This window comes from Seohaeicola sp. 4SK31 (assembly GCF_028802875.1).
Classification (GTDB): domain Bacteria; phylum Pseudomonadota; class Alphaproteobacteria; order Rhodobacterales; family Rhodobacteraceae; genus Seohaeicola.
Genome location: NZ_JARAMP010000027.1, coordinates 14,528 through 34,079, shown reverse-complemented (window position 1 = coordinate 34,079; position 19,552 = coordinate 14,528). Strand labels below are relative to the sequence as shown.

The window sequence follows — 19,552 nt, the reverse complement described above, 5'->3', positions numbered from 1 at the left end:
CAAAGCCGTCGCGCTGATCCCTTACGCCGCAAGGCAGACCAAAGGGGGACAGCCATGTTTGCGGTCAACACGCTGACCAAGCGCTTCGGTGCGAATACCGCCTGCGATGCGGTGAGTTTTTCGGTCGATGCGCCCAAGATGATCGGGATCATCGGACGCTCGGGCGCGGGCAAGTCCACGCTGTTGCGGATGCTGAACCGGCTGACCGATGCGACCTCGGGGCAGGTGATCCATGAGGGGCGCGATATCCTGACCCTCAAGGGTGCGGACAAACGTTCCTGGCAATCCGCCTGTGCGATGATCTTTCAGCAATTCAACCTTGTGCCGCGCATGGATGTGGTCAGCAACGTGCTGCATGGCACGCTGAACCGCCGGTCGACGCTGGCGACGATGTTCAACCTCTATCCGACTGCCGATATCGAGAAGGCGATTGCCATTCTGGACCGGCTGGGGATCGCGGATCATGCGCCCAAGCGGGCCGAAGCCTTGTCAGGGGGGCAGCAGCAGCGCGTCGCCATTGCGCGGGCCCTGATGCAGGACCCCAAGATCATTCTGGCCGATGAACCCATCGCCAGTCTTGATCCGATGAATGCGCAGGTCGTGATGGAGGCGCTGCGCCGCATCCATGAAGAGGATGGCCGCATGGTCATCGCCAACCTGCACACGCTTGATACCGCGCGGCGCTATTGCGACCGGGTGATCGGGATGCGCGACGGGCGCGTGGTGTTTGACGGCACGCCCGCGCAACTGACCACGGGTGTTGCGCGCGACATCTATGGGGCCGATGCGAGCTTCAGCGAGGAGGCCACCAGCACCAGCATCGAGGCGCTGGAGCGCAGCGATGCCGCCGCCCGCGCCATCCGCGAAGCTGAGGCGGCCATTTGACGTCTGAGACCTGAAACCGCCCTCCGCCGCATCCTGCGCGAGGGGTTTTCCAAACCGGAGAGAGCCATGAATAAACTGTTTGCCGCAATGGTCGCCACGACCGCCCTGATCAGCCCGGTCCTTGCACAGGAGCAGATCACCGAATTCCGCATCGGCCTGCTGGGCGGCGAGAATGCACAGGACCGTCTGGCGTCCAACGAGTGTTTCCGCGCCTATGCCGAAGAGGCACTTGGGGTGCCCACCAAGCTGTTCACCGCCGCCGACTACAACGGCGTCATTCAGGGTCTGATCGGGGGCACGCTGGATATGGCATGGCTGGGCGCGTCCGGCTATGCCGCGGTCTGGCTGGAAGCGCCCGAGGCGGTGACGCCCGTGCTGGTCAAGACCAACCTTGACGGGTCATTCACCTATCACTCCATCGGTTTTGCCCGCAAGGACAGCGGCATCACCTCGCTGGAGGACATGAAGGGCAAGGTTTTCGCCTTCGGTGATCCGAACTCCACCTCGGGCTATCTGGTGCCGTCGGTCGAGATCCCGGCCGCCACGGGGTCCACGATGGAGTCGGGCGATTATTTCGGTGAAGTCCGCTTTGTGGGTGGGCATGAGCAGACCATCGTGGCCGTGGCCAATGGCGATGTGGATGCCGGTGTGACCTGGGCCGATGGGCAGGGCGACTGGGAGGACGGTTACAACTCGGGTGCGCTGCGCAAGGCTGTGGATTCGGGTCTGGTGGACATGAATGAACTGGTCGAGATCTGGAAATCCAAGCCGATCCCCGAAGGTCCGATCGTGCTTCGCAATGCGCTGCCTGAGGATGTGAAGGCCAAGATGACCGAGCTGACCCAGAACCTGCATGCGAATGACCCGGAATGCGCCTATGGCGTGGCGGCGGGCGAGACGGCGGGTTTCACCCCCATCGGCCATGACGCCTATGAGACGATCATCGCGGTGCGCAAGGCGCAGATGTCGAACTGATCCGCGGGATCGCTTGCAAGGGGGCCCGGGGCCTTTGACCCCGGCCCCTCGTTTTCAGGGAGACCCTTCATGTCCGATCTGACCGCTGCCCGCAGCCCGAATGCGGCGCGTGCCCTGACGCAGAACAGTGACAGCTATCTGCGGATGGTGCGGGCGCGGCGCATGTATTCGGGGCTGATGATCGCGCTGTTCGTGATCGCGATGATCCTTGGGTTTCGCATCGTCGAGGGGCGCTCGGCCGGCGGGTTCTGGGACGGGATGCCCAAGGTTCTGGATTTCCCGGCGGGTCTGGTGACCGAAGCCTGGGAGAAGCGGGCGAACCTGCCGGGTTATTTCGTGGAGTTCTTTCCGGCCCTGATCGAGACGATCAATATCGCGGCGGTATCGACCCTGCTGGGCGCGGCGCTGGGTTTGGGTTTGTCCTTGGTGTCGACGCGGGGGCTGGCCCCTTTTCCGCGACTGATCCCGGTGTTCCGGCGGATCATGGATATCCTGCGTGCCTTTCCCGAAATCGTGATCGCGCTGGTGCTGATCTTCATTCTGGGCGGCGGGCCGGTGCCTGCGATGATCGCCATTGCGCTGCATACGGCGGGGGCGCTGGGCAAGCTGTTTTCCGAAGTGTCCGAGAATGTGGACCTGAAACCTGTCGAAGGGTTGCAGTCGGTCGGGGCCAACTGGTGGCAGCGGATGCTGCTGGGCGTGGTCCCGCAGGTGGCGCCGAATTACCTGTCCTATGCGCTGATGCGGTTCGAGATCAACACCCGCGCCTCGGCCATTCTGGGGTTCGTGGGGGCGGGCGGCATCGGCTATGAGCTGCGCAATGCGATGACCTTCGGGACGGGGCGGTTCGACATTTCGGCGGCGATCTTCATCCTGCTGTTCCTTACGATCGTGTTCTTCGATCAGGTGTCGAGCCATTTCCGCAATCGTCTGGTGCATGGGGTGACGCGATGAGCATGACCACGGAATTGGGGGCGGCGCGCCCCGGCGGGGTGCCCTTGCAGGCCGCGATGACCTTGATCGCGCGGAAACGCCGGTTGGCGCTGGCGGTGCCTGTGCTGGTGCTGGCCTATCTGGTCTATGTCTTCTTTGCCTTTGATGTGCCGGGGCTGGTGCAGCGGGCCAATATGGACAATGCGCGGATTTTGGTGGCCGACAGCTATAGCCATAAGGTGCATGTCACCCGTGATGCCCGCGCCGGCGAGATGGTCTATGCGGTCGAGGGCGAGAACAAGGGGCGCTACCCCGAGGGCACGATGCCGGCCTGGGTGTCAGGCGGGTTCGACGATACGGTGATAGATCTGGGGGGCGGGCATGTGGTGCGTTTCCTGCCTGACCGGCGCGTGACCTATGACATGCCGGATGTCGGGATGATCCAGATCGACAGGATCGATGGCAGGATCGTTGCGCTGTTTCCGGGCTATGGGCCGGGCGAGAGCCCGGACTGGGCCAGCGTGTCGGACAGCCGTGTGTCGATCACCACCGATGCGGGACGGGTGAGCGTGACCCGCTCAAAGGACGAGGTGTTCCGCTATTTTCCGGGGTGGGAGTTGTTCTGGTTCACGCTGGACAGCCCCTATCATGGGCGCGGGCTGGGCGAGATCCTGTTCGGGCCGCAGATTGACCCGATGCGGGGGAACGTTGTCGGGGCCGTCGCTGATTTCATGGGCAACCCGATGTGGCGGCACGCGGATGTGTTCTGGGCTATTGGCGAGACGGTGCTGATGGCCTTTCTGGGCACGTTCGGTGCGGCGGTCATTGCCCTGCCGCTGGCCTTTCTGGCGGCAAAGAACTTTGCCCCTGTCGTGGCGCTGCGGTTCGCAGTGCGCCGCGTGTTCGACTTCGTGCGCGGGGTGGATGGGCTGATCTGGACGATCATCCTGAGCCGCGCCTTTGGGCCCGGTCCATTGACAGGGGCGCTGGCGATCCTGATCACGGATACGGGCAGTTTTGGCAAAAGCTTTTCCGAGGTGTTGGAGAATGTGGACGGCCGCCAGATCGAGGGTGTGCAATCGACCGGGGCCAAGCCTCTGCAGCGCTATCGCTTTGGGGTGATCCCGCAGGTGACGCCGATCCTGCTGTCGCAGATCCTCTATTATTTCGAGTCCAATACCCGCAGCGCCACGATCATCGGCGCGATCACCGGGGGCGGCATCGGCTTGTTCTTGACCCAGGCGATCCAGACCCAGAAGGATTGGGAGGAGGTCACCTATTACATCGTGCTGATCGTGCTGATGGTGATGGTCATGGATAGCGTGTCGGGCTGGCTGCGGCGGCGGCTGATCAAGGGTGACGATGCGGGGCATTGAGGCGTTGCTGTTGAGTATTTCTGGCAAGATGAAGGGGCGGGGCGCGTGAAGGATCTGAGGGCGGAGGCGCCGTTGGTGCATCCTGATTGCGAGATCACGGATGTGACCTTTGGCGCGTGGTGCGAGATCGGGCGCGGGTCGCGTGTGGCCCATTCCGGGATCGGGGATTACAGCTATTGCGACCGTTTCTGTGACATCGCGAATGCGAGTGTCGGCAAATTCGCCAATATCGCCAGTTTCGTGCGGATCGGTGCGACGGATCACCCGCTGGACCGCGCCTCATTGCATCACTTCATGTATCGCAGCGCGTCCTATTGGCCGGATGCGGCGGATGATGGGGACTGGTTCGCCAAGCGCCGCGCGCGGCGGGTGGTGATCGGGCATGATACCTGGATCGGGCACAATGCGCAGATCAAGCCCGAGGTGACGGTGGGACATGGCGCGGTTGTGGCGTCGGGCGCTGTCGTGACCAAGGACGTGCCAGCCTATGCCATTGTTGCCGGGGTGCCTGCCAAGGTGATCCGGATGCGCCTGCCCGAGGATCTGGCGGCGCGGATGATCGTGCTGGCGTGGTGGGACTGGGATCATGCCCGGTTGCGGGCCGCGCTGGAGGATTTCCGACGCTTGTCGGTGGCGGATTTTCTGGACCGCTACGAAGGCTAGGCCGGGGTTATTCGGCGGCCATGGCCAGTTCGGCGCGACTGCCGAGGAAACGATGCGCGGCCTCGCCGGTCAGATGGGTCAGGCGACCCGCCGAGAGGGTCGCCTCGACGCGGCGCGTCTCCTCGTTCACCACGCAGAGATCGGCGCGTTTGCCATAGGCGATGACGCCCCGATCCGCGAGGCAGAGGATTTCGGCCGGGCGGGTCGAGATCATCGCCCATGCGGCGGGCAGGTCGAGGATGCCGTCATCGACCAGACGGAACGCCGCGCGCGACAGGGCAGGGTAGTAGTAGTCAGACACCAGCGCATCGCACATCCCGCGCCGGATCAGGTCGGTGGCGGCGATATTGCCCGATTGCGAACCACCGCGCACCACGTTGGGTGCGCCCATCAGCACGGGATCGTTGACCGCGCGGGCGAGTGCCGCAGCGGAGCGGGCAATGGGGAATTCGCAGATGCGCGCACCGATCATCGAAAACCGCTCGCGCGTTTCTCCATCCGGGTCGTCATGGCTGCCGTAATGAACACCCAGCGTGTCGAATGCCTCGGCCAGACGGCAGAGGTAGCGGGGCACTTGCGGAGCCTGCTGACGCGTGGCCTCGACCAGTGCCAGCTGTGCCGCGGGGGAGCGGCCGGACTTCGCGGCCCAGAGCGCCAGTTCGGTGGGACGGGACCCGGCAAGATGGAGCGCCTCGTCCAGATGGTTGTTGAAGATCACATAGTCGATGTCATGACGGCGTATGGCGGCCAGCAGGCGGTCAGCGGTATCGACCGTATGCGTCTCGACCCGCAGTTGCAGGCGCAGGTCAGTCATCAGGTGGGGGCGCAGGGTGTCCAGCGATTCCATGATGTCCTCGGCCATGTCGGGGCTGCGATGGCCGCCCTCCCATGACCAGCTTTGCGCCAGCCATGCGGTTGTCACGCCATGGGCGGCGGCGTCGCGGTCGGTGGCGTGCAGGCCGGTCTCGATGGGAAAGGGGGCGGAGGGGCGCGGCGCGATGTGCCGTTCGAAGGCGTCGCCATGCAGGTCGATGATGCCGGGAAGGACCAGAAACCCGGTCAGGTCCACCTCGGGCAAGGGGCCCTTGGTGATCACGCCGTCCTGCATCGCGACCGAGCGTTTCTGCATCTGCCCTTCGCGCAGGACAGTGGCGCCGACAAGGCGCAAAGGCGGGTGGGAATGGCGTGTCATCCGGGGTTTTCCTGTGTGGCTGACCCTGTGGATAACTGCAAAGCGTATCCGTTCTGTGACAAACTCATGCCTCTGGCAGGATACTCAAGGTGACGTGATCGCCGATGAAGGCCGTCTGGCCCAGTTCGACGGGTTGGCCTGCCGGGTCGATATTGATGCTGAAGCTGAAGAGGATCGGATCGCCCTCGCGCAGCATCAGGTGGCGGGCTTGCAACGCGGTGGCGCGGCGCGCGGACAGGCGGGTGCTGGCGCGGGTGTAATCGGTGATGCCGCAGGCGGCCAGCGCCTGCGTGACCGATCCTGTCGCCTGTAGATGGGCGGGCAGGTCGGGCAAGCGGGCGGCGGGAAAGGTGCTGATGAAATGCGCGATGGGCAGGCCGTCCGCGAAGGAGACCCCCTCGACCCGGTGGACCGGCGCGTTCTGCGCCAGGGACAGGGCCTCGGCCTCATCGCTATCGGCGGCGCGGGTTTCGATATGCAGGAACCGCTTTTCCGGCAGGCGTCCGGCGGCGGCGAGATTCTGGTGAAAGCGCACGCGGCGGCCCAGCGGGTAATCGGTGGGCGCGCGGCTGACGAAAGCACCCGCGCCGCGGCGGGTGGTGATCGTGCCGTCCTTGACCAGCCCTGACAGGGCGTGGCGCACGGTGTGGCGGTTCACCCCGAAGCGGCGGGCGAGCGCGGATTCGGTCGGCAGCCTGTCGCCGGGCCGGTAAAGCCCCGCGCTGATTTCGTCGCGCAGGGTGCTGGCGATGGAGGACCAGAGCGGGGTTGTCGTCATGATGTGTCACCAAAATTTCACGAAGCGGCGCTTGCGGCGTGGGCAGCATGGGGTTAGAATTTGTATAGTTGTATAGTAATCTAGACAAGTCGGCAAGATGTCGGTTGTCCGGATCACAGGATGGAGGCGGGAATGGACCGCAAGGACTGGATGGGGCTTCTGGCGCGCGCGCCCGCAGATCTGCTGGATCGTCTGTGGCGAGGGGTGAACATGGCCCCCGCCTTTCGCTGGCTGCGCGCGCCCGAGGTGGGCGGGGTGATGGTGCAGGGCCGTGCAGGTGGCACGGGTGCCCCGTTCAATCTGGGCGAGATGACGGTGACCCGCTGCGCGCTGGTGCTGGAGGGTGGGGCCGTTGGCCATGCCTATGTGCAGGGACGCGACAAGCGGCAAGCGGAGCAGGCGGCCTTGGTGGATGCGTTGATGCAGGGGCCGGAGGCCGGGCATCTGCGTGCGGCGGTGCTGGAGCCGCTCCTGGCTGAGGTGCAGGCGCGCGCGGGCCTGCGTGCGGCCAAGGCGGCGGCCACGAAGGTCGAGTTTTTCACGCTGGTGCGGGGTGATGACTGATGGATGAGGCAATGATGACAGGCGGGTTTGCCGACCCGTCGATCCAGTCGGCCTGGGGCTTTCGCGCGGCGATGATGGCGATGGCGCGGCCCGGAGATATCCTGAAGGTGGCCGGGGCGCAGGCGCCTGAGCCTGTGTCAGTTGCGGCGGCCGTTCTGCTGCTGGTGCTGTGCGATCCCGAGACGCCGGTTTGGCTGGCGTCGTCCCATGACAGTGTCGCATTGCGGCGCTGGATCGCGTTTCATACTGGCGCCCCTGTGGTTGAGGCGCGTGGCGATGCGGTCTTTGCGCTGGGCGCGTGGGACAGTCTGCTGCCGCTCGGGGGTTACAGGATCGGGACGGCGGAATATCCGGACAGGTCCGCCACTCTGATCGTCGAGATGAGCGCGTTGCGGGGTGACGGCGCGGTCCTGACCGGGCCGGGGATTGCCGATGCGGCGCGGCTGAGTCTGCCGGACGTGGCGGCCTTTCGGGCCAATCGGGCGCTGTTCCCGTTGGGGCTGGATTTCTTTTTCACCTGTGGCGACAGGTTGGCGGCGCTGCCGCGCAGCACGGTTGTCGCGCAAGCGGCGGAGGTCGTCTGATGTATGTGGCTGTCAAGGGCGGCGAGCGGGCGATCGAGAACGCCCATGCCTGGCTGGCCGAAGAGCGGCGGGGTGATCCCGCCGTGCCGGAGTTGAGCGTGGCGCAGATCCGCGCACAGATGGCGCTGGCGGTGAACCGGGTGATGGCGGAGGGCTCGCTTTACGACCCGGATCTGGCGGCGCTGGCGATCAAGCAGGCGCGCGGCGATCTGATCGAGGCCGTGTTCCTGATCCGCGCGTATCGGACGACCTTGCCGCGCTTCGGCTCGTCGCGTCCGGTGGAGACGGCGGATATGCGCTGCGACAGGCGGATCTCGGCCACGTTCAAGGATGCGCCCGGCGGGCAGGTGCTGGGGCCGACCTTCGATTACACGCATCGTTTGCTGGATTTCAAACTGGCGGCGGAGGGCGAGGTGCCCCCCGCGCCGCGGGCCGACACGCAGCCCGGCGCTGTGCCGCATATCACGGATTTCCTGAACCGTGACGGCCTGATCCAGACCGAGGAACCGAGCAACGCGGCCCCCCCTGATCTGACGCGGCAACCGCTGGAGTTTCCGGCGAACCGGGCGCTGCGGCTGCAAGCCTTGACGCGCGGGGATGAGGGGTTCGTGTTGGGCTTGGCGTATTCGACGCAGCGCGGCTATGCGCGCAACCATGCCTTTGTCGGCGAGTTGCGCATCGGGCGGGTGCCGGTCGAGATGGAGGTGCCCGAACTGGGCTTCACTATCCAGATCGGCGAGGTCGAGCTGACGGAATGCGAGACGGTGAACCAATTTGCGGGGTCCAAGACGGAACCCGCGCAATTCACCCGTGGGTACGGGCTGGTGTTCGGGCAGACCGAGCGCAAGGCGATTTCCATGGCGCTGGTGGACCGCGCGCTGCGCTGGCGCGAGCTGGGCGAGGATGATCTGGGTGCGCCCGCGCAGGACGAGGAATTCGTGCTGTCGCATTGCGACAACATTCAGGCGACCGGATTTCTGGAGCATATCAAGCTGCCCCATTACGTCGATTTCCAGTCGGAGCTGGAACTGGTGCGGCGCTTGCGGGCCGAGGCGCAGGCCGCGAAGGAGGCTGTGGCATGAGCGATTACAACTTTGCCTATCTGGACGAGCAGACCAAGCGGATGATCCGCCGTGCCATCCTGAAGGCGCTGGCTGTGCCGGGCTATCAGGTGCCCTTTGCCAGCCGCGAAATGCCGATGCCTTACGGGTGGGGCACGGGCGGGGTGCAGGTCAGCGCCGCCTGTCTGGTGCCGGAGGATCGGTTGAAGGTGATCGACCAAGGTGCCGATGATACGACCAATGCGGTCTCCATCCGGCGTTTCTTTGAAAGGACCGCCGGTGTCGCGACCACGGGGCGCACGCGCGATGCGACGCTGATCCAGACCCGCCACCGCATCCCCGAAGAGCCGCTGACCCGCGACCAGATCCTTGTCTATCAGGTGCCCATTCCCGAACCGCTGCGCTTTCTGGAGCCGCGCGAGACCGAGACGCGCAAGATGCACAGCCTTGAGGAGTACGGGCTGGTGCATGTGAAGCTTTACGAGGATATCGCGCGGCACGGGCAGATCGCCACGTCCTATGCCTATCCGGTCAAGGTCGAGGGGCGTTATGTGATGGACCCCTCGCCGATCCCCAAGTTCGACAATCCCAAGCTGGAGAGTGCCGCTGTGCAATTGTTCGGCGCGGGGCGCGAGCAGCGGATCTATGCGCTGCCACCGCATTGCAAGGTGGTCAGTCTGGATTTCGAGGATCACCCGTTCGAGGCCAGCAAGGCGGATCATGCCTGTGACCTGTGCGGGTCCGCGACCTCTTATCTGGATGAGGTGATCGTGGATGATGCGGGCGGGCGGATGTTCGTCTGCTCGGACACGGACTATTGTGAAACGCGCCGCGATGCGGGGCATCTGGGGCGGCTGTCCGCGTCAGGCCCCGTCACGACCGGACAGGAGGATGCGGCATGACCCCGTTGTTGCAGGTGAAGGGCCTGACCAAGCGCTATGGCGCGCGGATCGGCTGTCAGGATGTGAGCTTTGATCTTTATCCCGGCGAGGTGATGGGGATCGTGGGCGAAAGCGGATCGGGCAAGTCGACGCTGCTGAACTGTCTGGCCGGGCATCTTGAGGCGGATGCGGGCGCGGTGGTCTTTGACACGCGCGCGGATGGGCCGCGCGATGTGCGCGCCATGTCGGAGCCGGAACGGCGGATGCTGGCGCGCACCGACTGGGCCTTTGTGCATCAGAACCCGCGTGACGGGCTTCGGATGGGCGTGAGTGCTGGCGGCAACGTCGGCGAGCGGCTGATGGCCGTGGGCGCGCGCCACTACGGAAATATCCGGGGGCAGGCGTTGGACTGGCTGGACAGGGTCGAGATCGCGGGCGACCGGATCGACGACCGGCCCACCGCCTTTTCGGGCGGGATGCAGCAACGTTTGCAGATCGCGCGGAACCTTGTGACCGGGCCGCGGCTTGTGTTCATGGATGAACCCACAGGTGGTCTGGATGTCAGCGTGCAGGCGCGGCTGCTGGACCTGCTGCGCGGGCTGGTGCGCGAGATGGGGCTGAGTGCGGTGATCGTGACCCATGATCTGGCAGTGGTGCGCCTGCTGGCGCATCGGTTGATGGTGATGAAATCGGGCCATGTGGTCGAGGCGGGTCTGACCGATCAGGTGCTGGACGATCCGCAGCATGGCTATACGCAACTGCTGGTCTCCAGCGTGTTGCAGGCCTGATGGGGGGCGTGGCGATGATCGAGATTTCAGGGCTTTGCAAGAATTTCGTGCTGCACAATCAGGGCGGCGCGGTCATTCCCGTGATGCGGGATGCCGTCTTGTCGGTGGCGCCCGGTGAATGTGTGGCGCTGGTGGGTGCGTCGGGCGCGGGGAAATCCACGCTGATGCGGATGGTTTACGGCAATTACCTTGCCGATAGCGGCTTGATCCGTGTGGGCGGCGTGGATGTGGCGCAGGCTGCCCCGCGCGAGGTTCTGGCGCTGCGCCGCGCGACGCTGGGCTATGTCAGTCAGTTTCTGCGTGTGGTGCCGCGTGTGCCTACGGTTGATGTGGTGGCAGAACCTCTGCTGGCGCTGGGCATGGCGCGGGATGAGGCGCTGGCGCGGGCGCGTGATCTGCTGGGGCGGCTGAATATCCCCGAACGGCTGTGGACCCTGTCGCCCACCACGTTTTCGGGCGGCGAACAGCAGCGGGTGAATATCGCGCGCGGCTTTGCCCATGCTTACCCCGCGCTTTTGCTGGACGAGCCGACGGCAAGCCTTGATGCGGCCAACCGCGAAGTAGTTCTGACGTTGATCGAGGAGGCCAAGGCGCGCGGCGCGGCCATCTTGGGCATCTTCCATGATGAGGCAGCGCGCGATCGGGTCTGTGACCGCGTCGTGGACGTGACGCGTTTCACACCGGGGCTTGCAGCATGACAGGTCGACTGGTGGCTGTCGTCGGGCCATCCGGCGCGGGCAAGGACACGCTGCTGGCCGGGGCTGTCGCGCAGCGACCCGGTCTGGTTTGGGCGCGCCGCGTGATCACCCGGCCCGAGGAGGCAGGGGGAGAGCCTTTCGAGGGTGTCAGCCTTGTCGAGTTCGAGGCGCGCAAGGCGCGGGGTGCCTTTGCGCTGCATTGGGTGGCGCATGGGCTGTCCTATGGCATCCCGGCCAGCGTCCTGCGGCAGATGCAGGCGGGGCGTGTCGTGCTGTTCAACGGATCGCGGGCGGTCTTGCCCCGCGCGAAGGCGCTGTTTCCCGATCTGGCGGTGATCCTGATCACGGCGGACCGCGCGGCCCTGCGCACGCGGCTTGCGGTGCGGGGGCGCGAGAGTGGGGCGGATCTTGATCACCGTCTGGCGCGGGCGGATTTTGCCCTGCCCGAGGGGACCGCGCATGACGTGGTGGATAACAGCGGTTCGGTCGAGGCCGGCGTTCAGGCGCTGGTCGCGGTGCTGGACCGGCTGAGTGCCGGGCCAAGGGGGTAGCGATGGATCAGATGGAACATCCCGTCCGTGGCCTCGCCCATCAGACACAGGCTGTCCAGCGGCCAAGGGCGTGGCAAAAGCCCCTCCAGATGCGGGGCGAGGGCCTTGGCCGTGATGTCCGCCGCGTCGCGGGGCAGGTTGCCGGTCAGGGTGATGTGGAAGCGGAATGCGTCAAGCACATAGGGATAGCCCCAGCGGGTCAGATGGGCCTCTTGCGCCGGGGTGAGGTTGGCCTTGCGGCGGCGGGCGAGATCGGCCTCGGTCAACGGGGCGCGGTGGCGATCGAGAGATGTCACGGCCTCGCTGGCAAGGACGTTCAGCGCGGCGGTGTCGCCCTCGGGCACAAGGGCCAGGAATCCGCCCAGACGCGCCAGCGTCAGACCGTCCAGCGTGACCGGGTCCAGACGGTCGCAAAGCGCGGCCAGATCGGCCATCAGAGCGGCCAGCGTGGTGGCGTCGGCCAGTCGGAAGGGCGGCTTGATCGTGGCGTGCAGCCCGTATTTGCGGGGTGTTGCGGTGATCTCGGCCAGCGGACGGGGCAGGGCCTCCAGCTTGGGATGATCCACTGCGCGGCCCACCCGGGCATCCCAGCCCAGCCATGCTGCGCCGAAATCCGCCAGCGGGCCGTCGGGCATCACATAGATCGCGTATCTTTCATATCGGGTCATGAAGCCAGACTAACCGCTGCTTTGTCACAATCCGGTGACACCCCCTCTGATACAGCACCCGAAAGGGGCATGAAATGACTGAAACGATCCTGAACAACGCCATACTTGTCCTGCCAGACAGGACCATGCAGGGGCATCTGCTGATCCGCGACGGGGTAATCGCTGACATGGGCGCAGGTCGCGTTGCGGGCGGTGAGGATTGCGAGGGTGATCTGCTGATCCCCGGCCTGATCGAGTTGCATACCGACAATCTGGAACGCCATATCCAGCCGCGCCCCGGCGTGGACTGGCCGCATGCTGCGGCGATCATCGCCCATGATGCGGAACTGGCCAGTGTGGGGATCACCACCGTTTTCGATGCGATGCGGGTGGGGTCGATCCCCTCGGGCGTGGGGCGCTACAAGGCCTATGCGCGCAACCTGTCGCAGGAGTTGCTGGATCTGCGCCGTCAGGGGTCGCTCAGGATCAGCCATTTCCTGCACCTGCGCGCCGAAGTCTGCTCGGAAACGCTGATCGCGGAGATGGCCCAGTTCGGCCCCGATGACCGGGTGGGGATCGTCAGCCTGATGGATCACACGCCGGGGCAGCGGCAGTTCCGCGACCTGTCCAAGCTCAAGGCTTATGTCATGGGCAAGAACGCCATTTCCGAGGCGCAGTTCGTGGAGCATGTGGACCGGCTGCGGGATGTCAGCGCGCGGCTGGGGGCCGTGCATGAGACGACGGCCGTGGCCGAGGCGCGGCGCTATGGCGCGGTGCTGGCCAGCCATGACGACACGACCGCCGATCAGGTGGCGGTATCGGCGGGGCACGGTATCCGGCTGGCCGAGTTTCCCACCACACCCGAGGCGGCCGCGGCCTGCCGTCAGCACGGTATCGCGATCATGATGGGCGCGCCGAACCTGATCCGGGGCGGGTCGCATTCCGGCAATGTGGCGGCGGCCGATCTGGCGGAGGCAGGGCTTCTGGATATCCTGTCGTCGGATTATGTGCCTGCGGCATTGCTGACCTCGGCCCTGCATCTGGGCCAGATCTGGGGCGATCTGGCGCGGGGCATCGCCACCGTCACATCCGCCCCCGCCGCGGCCACGGGGCTGACCGACCGGGGTCGCATCGTGCCGGGGTTGCGGGCCGATCTGGTCAGGTGCCGCCCGGTTGCGGGCAGTGCCGTCGTGCGCGGCGTCTGGTCTGCGGGGCGACGCGCGGCCTGACATCCGCGCCCTGCTTCTTCTTGCTTCAAATATCCATGGCGCGACGACCGGACCGGGTGATCCCGGTTCAGTAGTCGCGCTCGATATAGACGCCGATGCCGGTGCCGCCGTCGGAATTCAGGCGCCCGCGCACGGTGATGGACCGGCTGACATCGAGGTTCAGGTTGATCTGTGTCTCGCCGGCGGTGTTCACGGTGACATCGGTGTAGATGTTCTCTGACAGGTACTTGCCGACCCTTGCCTCGGTCTCGCCCTCGTCATTTGTGCTCAGGTCCAGATCATCCACCCCGATCGAGGCGCGCAGCCCCTCGCTCAGGCCATTGCTGCGGCCCGACAGGGTGCGGATCGCGCCGGCAAGCTGCACCGCTTGCAGGGCGGAAATCTCGGTGATCCCGCGCCCGAACAGAAGCAGGGCCAGCACTTCGTCCTGCGGCAGTTCCGGGCTGGAGGTGAGGGTCAGTTCAGGGGCCGAGGCCAGACCTTCAAGACCGATGCGGATGGCGCTGCCTGCGGCCTCGGTTTCCGCGATGAAGCGGATATAGGGATCGAAGGCCCCTTGCAGGCTGACCTGACCTTCGGTCAGATCCAGTCGTTTGCCCAGGATGTTGAAGCGGCCCCGTTCCAGCGTGAAGCGGCCCTGCGGCACGATGGCCGCCGTGGTGCCGGTCAGACGCAGCCGCCCGCCAAGTTCGGCGTCCAGTCCGCGCCCGCGCACGAAGATGCGCGAGGGGGCGTTGATCAGCAGGTCGATCGGATAGGCGACGGAGGGGCCGGAGGCGGCATTGGGATCCGCGATCAGCCCGGCCCAGATACGCGTCTGGCGGGCGGCGGCGCTGTCGCCGCGATGTTCCAGCCCCGGAAGGTTGGCGAAGGTGGGGCCCAGCGATTCAGGGATGCGCAGTTCCACCGTATCAAGGTCGATCTGACCACCGATGCGCGCGCCATTGGTCAGGGCTCCGGTCAGCGTGACCTGCCCGTTGGCCGTGGTTTCATAGAGGTTGCGCTGGCGCAGCACCGCGCCGTTCAAGGTGGCGGTCAATTCAGCCGCGTAGGGCGCGCTGAGCGACACAGGACCGGAGAGGGTAATTTGTCCGCCGGTGGACAGGCCTGCCTGCGCCTCGACTTGCGCGCGCCCGCCCGACAAGCGGATCGTGGCCCCCAGATCACCCAGCGCCAGTCTTGGCCCCGGCAGGACAACCCGCGCGCCTTGTGTCGAAAGCACACCCGAGACCGAGGACAGGGCGGGCGGACCGTTGACCGCCAGATCATAGGACATGATGCCGGTGACGGAATTGGGGCGCAGCCTGTCATTGGCCAGCGACAGGGGGGCGCTGCCTTGCAGGGTCACGTTCAGGCGCTGCCCGTCGGGCGCTATGGTGCCGGCCGTGCGTGCGGTGATGCCGCCCGGCCCGGTCGCCGTGGCATCAAGCTGCCAGTCGCCGCCGCTGTTCTGCACCACGCCCTCGGCGCTGGCCGCCCCCGACAGTTCCGGCGTGATCAGGCCGATATCGCGGATATAGGCGTCAAAGCGCAGGCGGCTGTCATCGGGCGAAACGCGTCCGGTGATATCCGTCACACCTTGCGGCGTGCGCAACTCGACCAGATCGAGGATGGTCATGCCTTCCTCTGTCTGGCGGATCTCGAAGGTCAGGCTGCTGTCCCCGCGCAGAAGGGTATCGGCTGTGGGTATGTCCAGCCGGAGGTTCTGCCCTGTCAGGCTGCCTTTGGCCGTGCCGCTGCGTGCCAGCACATCGCCGGAGGCATCAAGGCTGATCCCCGCCGCACCCGAGAGGGGGCGACCGGCGAGGGTGGACCACGGGCTGAGATCGCCCATCTGGGCGTTGAGCTGTCCTTCGGCCAGCAGCAGGTCGATCCCGTCGCCGGTCACGGTGCCGGTCAGGCGGGCGGTGGTCTGGCCCGGCGCTTCGGCGTCCAGCGTGATGGCCCAGGTTTCGGCCTGTTGGCGCGCCGCGAGAGTCAGGCCCACGGGGCCGCTGACACCGTCAAGAATCAAGCCCGCATCGAGCAGGCGCGCAGTCAGATCAACCGTGCTGCCGTCCGAGGCCAGTGATGCACGGCCGCGCAGGTCGGTGCCGGTGGTCACGATCTCGAACAGGTCCACGCGGGTGCCGGTCTCGTCACGGCTGGCTTGCAGCGCGATCTGGCTTTCGCCGGTGATGAGCGGATCGACACGTGTCTGTCCGATGGCCAGATCCTGCCCGCTGCCCGCAAGATCAATCCGGAAGGCACCGGTCAGCGGCAGAACCTGCCCGCGCAGGGTCAGATCGGCCGCGCCGTCCAGGGGCTGCGCGGCAAGGCGCGCGAAGCGGGACAGGTCGGCTGTAACCAGTTGCAGGTCAAAATCCACACCCAGATTGCCGATATCCTCGGCTGTGTTCCCCGCCTCGGTGTCGATCACTGCGTTGCCGGTCAGGGTTGTGTCGGCAAAGGCCACTGACAGGCGCGGGATCTGGAACGGGCCGTCCGTGGACCAGTCGAAGGCCAGACCGCCGGTGACATCGCCACCCAGAGCCTGCGCGAGTGCGGCGTCGTCGGTTTCCAGACCCTCGGTCACCAGGTTGATCTGGCCGGTGACCCGGCCAATCGCGCCCTCGCCGGTGCCGCGGGCGATCAGACCCTCGCCGGTCAGATCGGCGCGGCGCGTGCGCAGGTCGGGGCGTTCCAGCCCGTCCACGCCCAGGGTCAGGGTCCAGCTGTCGCCGGTCTCGGCGTCATAGGACAGGTCCAGATCGACCCCATCGACACGGGTGCGCGGGCCGGACAGCGGGAGCAGCACAGGGCCACCATCGGGGGTGGCGATCCGCCCTTCCAGCGCCAGCCTTTCAGGCCATCCATCCGCGGCCAGTGCGGCGGTTCCTGTCAGGCGGATGGCGTCGGCGCTCAGATCCAGACCGTCCAGCACCACACGTCCTTCGGGAGTCTGGGTGGCGGTGACGGCCAACTGGATGTCCGGGCCGAAGAAGTCACGGTAGTCGGGGGCGAAGATCGGCGCGATGTCCCCGCCGATACGGGTGACGAAACGGCGTGTGATCAGTTCGGTGCCCGGCGCGCCCTCTTCGGCGGGGCCGGTCTCGCGCAGGGTTTGCAGAATGACCTGCCCGGCCAGACGTTCCTGCCCATCGGTGGCCAAGGTCAGATCGGCGGTGAAATCATCCACCGGGGCGTCACCTGTGACCGCCAGACGCAGCGAGGGCGTACCGGGCAGGCCCATCAGGGTCGCGGCGATGCCGTCTGCCTCTTCCTCGACGACCAGATCAAGGGTCAACTGGCGGCTGGCATTGGCATAGGCCCCAGACAGCAGGACGCGGCCCTGGGGGCCGTCGATGCGGTCGACGGTCAATTCGGCAGAGCCTTGCCCGCCGTCGAGCGAGGCGTTGCCCTCAAGGCTGATCTCGACGGGTTGACCGATCAGGGCCTCGCCCAGAACCACGCGTTCGGCGGCGATGCGGCCGATCTGCACCGAGACAGGCAGTTCCGGCAGCGAAAACCCGGAAGACGCCTCGGCGTCGGGCAGTTCGGGATCGGGGACGGGGGGGCGGATCACCTCGATCTGGCCCACGGTCAGTTCGGTCACGTCGATGCGGCCGCGCAACAGGGCTGCGCGGTTCCAGTCCAGAACCAGATCGGTCAGGCGCAGCCAAATCCCCTCGCCATCGGCGATGGTCAGTTCGTCGATGCTGGCGCGGGCGCTGAGAGCGCCTGCAAATCCCACGATCCGCACATCGCGCCCGACAGAGGAGAGATTGTCCTCGAGCAAGCCCTGAATGTAGCCGCGATCTTCTTCGGTCGTCTGGGCCTGCGCGAGGGTGAAAAGACCCAGCAGGGGCAGCAGCAGAAGGGTGAAGAGAAACGCGCGCATCAGAAGGACTGCCCTATGCCGATATAGATCTGCACCCCGTCGCCGGTGTCGCCGCCCAAGGGGCCTGCCACGTCAAGGCGCAGCGGTCCGACCGCCGTGTCATAGCGCAGGCCGATCCCCGCGCCCGAGTGCCATTCCCCGGTGCCGTCGTAGAAACTTTCCTCGCCGATATAGCCTGCATCGGCAAAGCCCACGAGGCTGATCGTTTCGGTCACCTTGGCGCGCACCTCGCCCGAGAAGCCCACGAAACTGCGCCCGCCGATGCCACGCCCCCCGCCCAGATCGACAAACAGCGACTGGTAGGGCTGGCCGCGCACGGTGCCGCCGCCGCCGGAGTAGAACAGAAAGTCAGGGGGGGTATCGAGAAGGTCCGGCCCGAACAGCGCGCCCAGTTGCGCGCGGCCTGCCAGCACGATGCCGTCACCCTCGCCGAATCCGCGATAGGCGCGAGCGTCGAAGCGCAGCCGTCCGCCGCTGTCCTCGCCTTCCGTGTCGATGAAGGGCATGGCCTCGGCCTTGAGATAGAAGCCGGTTGTGGGGTTCAGGATGTCGTCGCGCCGGTCCCATGTCAGCGCACCCGGCAGGCTGACCAGCGTGTATTCCCTGACCGGGAACGTGCCGCCGACGATGCGCGGCAGAAAACGCGAGGTGACACGGGCCTGTTCCAGCGTCAGGCCAAGCTCGCCCTCCAGCGTGTCCGAGAAGGTGCGGGTGACGCCAAGGCCCACATAGGCCCGCTCGGTGAGGAAAAACTCCTCGTCCAGCCGTTCGATCCCGATGATGCCGAAAAAGCCTGTGTCCGGACCATAGACGGCCGGGCGGTCGTAGCGCGCGCTGAGAGAGTAGTCCAATCCGCCAGTGCTGGCTTCGATACCTTCGACGCTGCCTTCGACGCGGACCCTGTCGGCGCGCCCCGAAACATTGCGGTGCATCCAGAAGCCGTTGAGGCCCAGACCTGTATCGGTGGCGATCTCGGCCCCAAAGCCGTAGCGGCGGGGGCGTTCGTCCACGACGGCCACGCCGATATCCAGCGTGTTGTCCGGTCCCAGCAACTCTGCCTCGGTCAGCGCGACGGAACGGAACGCACCGGTGCGGCGCAGGCGTTGAGCGGCTTTGGCAAGGGTTTCGGGGTCATAGCGCGCGCCTTCGGGCAGGCCCGCGATGCGGCGGATCACGGTGGGGCGGACGGCGCTGCCTTCGGCGACGTTCACCGCACCGAAGGTGACGGCGGGGCCTGGCGACAGACCGATCTGGGCATCAAGGCGCGCTTCGGGGTGGATCGCGGTGACGCGCTGATCCGCGACCTCGGCCTTGGCATGGCCTGCGCTGCGCCAGTCGTTCACGGCGGTGGTCGCCGTATCCGTGATCGCTGTGGCGCGGGCCACGGCGCCGGGCTGGAACTCTTCCGGTGCGCGGCGTCCGGGGGCGAGCGGGCCGATTTCAGCCAGACCAAAGGTGAAGCGCGGGCCGGGGGTCACGCGGATCTCGGCCACCGAGATGCTGGTGGGTGGGTCCAGCGGGGGGATCTCGGCTGCCTCGCGCCCGTCGATGCTGATATTCACGACACCGCTGTAATAGCCACTGGCATAGAGCAGATCGACCATGCGCCGGTAATCGGCCTGTGCGGCGGCCAGCAGGTCCTGCGGGTCCGTGACCTGATCACGCTCGGCTGCCAGCAGAAGCGAGCCTGCGACCAGTCGTTCCTTGAGCCTGTCGGTGCCGCCCTCGACAAAGACCAGATCCGCCCGGTCCAACGCGGCGGCGGGCAGGACCGAGAGCCATGCCACGACACTGGCCGATAGGGTCGCCGTAATGACACCCGCGCGGGCGCGGTCGAGGCGGGGCTTGGGCACCTGTCGTCCTTTCG

The 19,552-nt window shown here is 66.2% G+C and carries 18 protein-coding genes; 13 read left to right on the top strand and 5 right to left on the bottom strand.

Features of this window, described 5'->3' with window-relative positions; all coding sequences use genetic code 11:
* Nucleotides 1–54 precede the first annotated feature (54 nt).
* The 5 genes from phnC (at nt 55) to PVW27_RS18240 (ending at nt 4,832) form a co-directional block, all read left to right on the top strand.
* Nucleotides 55–885 carry a phosphonate ABC transporter ATP-binding protein gene (gene phnC / locus PVW27_RS18260; protein ID WP_274560199.1) on the top strand — a complete coding sequence of 277 codons (831 nt, stop codon included), beginning with the start codon at nt 55–57 and terminating at the stop codon, nt 883–885.
* Between the two features lie 66 nt (nt 886–951).
* Nucleotides 952–1,860 carry a phosphonate ABC transporter substrate-binding protein gene (gene phnD, locus PVW27_RS18255; protein WP_274560198.1) on the top strand — a complete coding sequence of 303 codons (909 nt, stop codon included), beginning with the start codon at nt 952–954 and terminating at the stop codon, nt 1,858–1,860.
* A 69-nt stretch (nt 1,861–1,929) separates the two neighbouring features.
* Complete coding sequence (gene phnE, locus PVW27_RS18250) at nt 1,930–2,814, top strand: phosphonate ABC transporter, permease protein PhnE (RefSeq protein WP_274560196.1); 885 nt, start codon at nt 1,930–1,932, stop codon at nt 2,812–2,814.
* Between the two features lie 2 nt (nt 2,815–2,816).
* On the top strand, nt 2,817–4,169 hold the full coding sequence (gene phnE, locus PVW27_RS18245; RefSeq protein WP_432762098.1) for a phosphonate ABC transporter, permease protein PhnE: 1,353 nt from the start codon (nt 2,817–2,819) through the stop codon (nt 4,167–4,169).
* Between the two features lie 45 nt (nt 4,170–4,214).
* The gene (locus PVW27_RS18240; protein ID WP_274560194.1) at nt 4,215–4,832 is read left to right on the top strand and encodes a chloramphenicol acetyltransferase; all 618 of its coding nucleotides are present in this window, start codon (nt 4,215–4,217) and stop codon (nt 4,830–4,832) included.
* Between the two features lie 7 nt (nt 4,833–4,839).
* Here the strand turns inward: PVW27_RS18240 and PVW27_RS18235 are convergent, their stop codons facing one another.
* Together PVW27_RS18235 and phnF are read right to left on the bottom strand one after the other, a co-directional pair.
* The gene (locus PVW27_RS18235; protein WP_274560192.1) at nt 4,840–6,024 is read right to left on the bottom strand and encodes an alpha-D-ribose 1-methylphosphonate 5-triphosphate diphosphatase; all 1,185 of its coding nucleotides are present in this window, start codon (nt 6,022–6,024) and stop codon (nt 4,840–4,842) included.
* Between the two features lie 64 nt (nt 6,025–6,088).
* A complete protein-coding gene (gene phnF, locus PVW27_RS18230) occupies nt 6,089–6,802 on the bottom strand; it encodes a phosphonate metabolism transcriptional regulator PhnF (RefSeq protein ID WP_274560191.1) in 714 nt (237 codons plus the stop codon).
* Nucleotides 6,803–6,934: 132 nt separating this feature from the next.
* Here phnF and phnG point away from each other — a divergent pair, with 132 nt between their 5' ends.
* Genes phnG through phnN form a run of 7 tightly spaced genes read left to right on the top strand, consistent with a single transcriptional unit; the run spans nt 6,935 to nt 11,929 of the window.
* Complete coding sequence (phnG, locus tag PVW27_RS18225; protein ID WP_274560190.1) at nt 6,935–7,366, top strand: phosphonate C-P lyase system protein PhnG; 432 nt, start codon at nt 6,935–6,937, stop codon at nt 7,364–7,366.
* Complete coding sequence (phnH, locus tag PVW27_RS18220; protein ID WP_274560189.1) at nt 7,366–7,950, top strand: phosphonate C-P lyase system protein PhnH; 585 nt, start codon at nt 7,366–7,368, stop codon at nt 7,948–7,950. The genes phnG and phnH overlap by 1 nt, the downstream gene beginning before the upstream one ends.
* Nucleotides 7,950–9,032: a carbon-phosphorus lyase complex subunit PhnI gene (locus PVW27_RS18215; protein ID WP_274560187.1), complete on the top strand. Its 1,083-nt coding sequence runs from the start codon at nt 7,950–7,952 to the stop codon at nt 9,030–9,032. Before phnH ends, PVW27_RS18215 begins: the two co-directional genes overlap by 1 nt.
* On the top strand, nt 9,029–9,913 hold the full coding sequence (locus PVW27_RS18210) for an alpha-D-ribose 1-methylphosphonate 5-phosphate C-P-lyase PhnJ (RefSeq protein WP_274560185.1): 885 nt from the start codon (nt 9,029–9,031) through the stop codon (nt 9,911–9,913). The genes PVW27_RS18215 and PVW27_RS18210 overlap by 4 nt, the downstream gene beginning before the upstream one ends.
* The gene (gene phnK / locus PVW27_RS18205; protein WP_274560184.1) at nt 9,910–10,680 is read left to right on the top strand and encodes a phosphonate C-P lyase system protein PhnK; all 771 of its coding nucleotides are present in this window, start codon (nt 9,910–9,912) and stop codon (nt 10,678–10,680) included. Before PVW27_RS18210 ends, phnK begins: the two co-directional genes overlap by 4 nt.
* 14 nt (nt 10,681–10,694) lie before the next feature.
* Nucleotides 10,695–11,378, top strand: a complete 684-nt coding sequence (phnL, locus tag PVW27_RS18200) for a phosphonate C-P lyase system protein PhnL (RefSeq protein ID WP_274560182.1) — start codon at nt 10,695–10,697, stop codon at nt 11,376–11,378.
* On the top strand, nt 11,375–11,929 hold the full coding sequence (phnN, locus tag PVW27_RS18195) for a phosphonate metabolism protein/1,5-bisphosphokinase (PRPP-forming) PhnN (protein ID WP_274560180.1): 555 nt from the start codon (nt 11,375–11,377) through the stop codon (nt 11,927–11,929). Before phnL ends, phnN begins: the two co-directional genes overlap by 4 nt.
* On the opposite strand, the gene PVW27_RS18190 is transcribed toward phnN, so the two are convergent.
* Nucleotides 11,878–12,597: a DUF1045 domain-containing protein gene (locus PVW27_RS18190; protein ID WP_274560178.1), complete on the bottom strand. Its 720-nt coding sequence runs from the start codon at nt 12,595–12,597 to the stop codon at nt 11,878–11,880. The two genes, phnN and PVW27_RS18190, sit on opposite strands and share 52 nt — an antisense overlap.
* 74 nt (nt 12,598–12,671) lie before the next feature.
* Between PVW27_RS18190 and PVW27_RS18185 the strand changes: the two genes are divergently transcribed.
* The gene (locus PVW27_RS18185; RefSeq protein ID WP_274560176.1) at nt 12,672–13,805 is read left to right on the top strand and encodes an alpha-D-ribose 1-methylphosphonate 5-triphosphate diphosphatase; all 1,134 of its coding nucleotides are present in this window, start codon (nt 12,672–12,674) and stop codon (nt 13,803–13,805) included.
* A gap of 67 nt (nt 13,806–13,872) precedes the next feature.
* Here PVW27_RS18185 and PVW27_RS18180 read toward each other — a convergent pair whose 3' ends face one another.
* Nucleotides 13,873–17,685 (bottom strand): translocation/assembly module TamB domain-containing protein, encoded by a 3,813-nt coding sequence (locus PVW27_RS18180; RefSeq protein ID WP_274560174.1) that lies wholly within the window; start codon nt 17,683–17,685, stop codon nt 13,873–13,875.
* Complete coding sequence (locus PVW27_RS18175; protein ID WP_274560172.1) at nt 17,685–19,538, bottom strand: autotransporter assembly complex protein TamA; 1,854 nt, start codon at nt 19,536–19,538, stop codon at nt 17,685–17,687. The genes PVW27_RS18180 and PVW27_RS18175 overlap by 1 nt, the downstream gene beginning before the upstream one ends.
* Nucleotides 19,539–19,552: the final 14 nt, after the last annotated feature.

Bases quoted from the DNA above. Each gene is read 5' to 3' on its own strand.
- phnH (WP_274560189.1), top strand. From the start codon at position 7,366: ATGGATGAGGCAATGATGACAGGCGGGTTTGCCGACCCGTCGATCCAG.
- PVW27_RS18235 (WP_274560192.1), bottom strand. From the start codon at position 6,024: ATGACACGCCATTCCCACCCGCCTTTGCGCCTTGTCGGCGCCACTGTC.
- PVW27_RS18210 (WP_274560185.1), top strand. From the start codon at position 9,029: ATGAGCGATTACAACTTTGCCTATCTGGACGAGCAGACCAAGCGGATG.
- PVW27_RS18190 (WP_274560178.1), bottom strand. From the start codon at position 12,597: ATGACCCGATATGAAAGATACGCGATCTATGTGATGCCCGACGGCCCG.
- phnE (WP_432762098.1), top strand. From the start codon at position 2,817: ATGACCACGGAATTGGGGGCGGCGCGCCCCGGCGGGGTGCCCTTGCAG.
- PVW27_RS18185 (WP_274560176.1), top strand. From the start codon at position 12,672: ATGACTGAAACGATCCTGAACAACGCCATACTTGTCCTGCCAGACAGG.
- phnN (WP_274560180.1), top strand. From the start codon at position 11,375: ATGACAGGTCGACTGGTGGCTGTCGTCGGGCCATCCGGCGCGGGCAAG.
- phnE (WP_274560196.1), top strand. From the start codon at position 1,930: ATGTCCGATCTGACCGCTGCCCGCAGCCCGAATGCGGCGCGTGCCCTG.
- phnD (WP_274560198.1), top strand. From the start codon at position 952: ATGAATAAACTGTTTGCCGCAATGGTCGCCACGACCGCCCTGATCAGC.
- phnF (WP_274560191.1), bottom strand. From the start codon at position 6,802: ATGACGACAACCCCGCTCTGGTCCTCCATCGCCAGCACCCTGCGCGAC.
- phnK (WP_274560184.1), top strand. From the start codon at position 9,910: ATGACCCCGTTGTTGCAGGTGAAGGGCCTGACCAAGCGCTATGGCGCG.
- phnG (WP_274560190.1), top strand. From the start codon at position 6,935: ATGGACCGCAAGGACTGGATGGGGCTTCTGGCGCGCGCGCCCGCAGAT.
- PVW27_RS18215 (WP_274560187.1), top strand. From the start codon at position 7,950: ATGTATGTGGCTGTCAAGGGCGGCGAGCGGGCGATCGAGAACGCCCAT.
- PVW27_RS18180 (WP_274560174.1), bottom strand. From the start codon at position 17,685: ATGCGCGCGTTTCTCTTCACCCTTCTGCTGCTGCCCCTGCTGGGTCTT.
- phnC (WP_274560199.1), top strand. From the start codon at position 55: ATGTTTGCGGTCAACACGCTGACCAAGCGCTTCGGTGCGAATACCGCC.
- phnL (WP_274560182.1), top strand. From the start codon at position 10,695: ATGATCGAGATTTCAGGGCTTTGCAAGAATTTCGTGCTGCACAATCAG.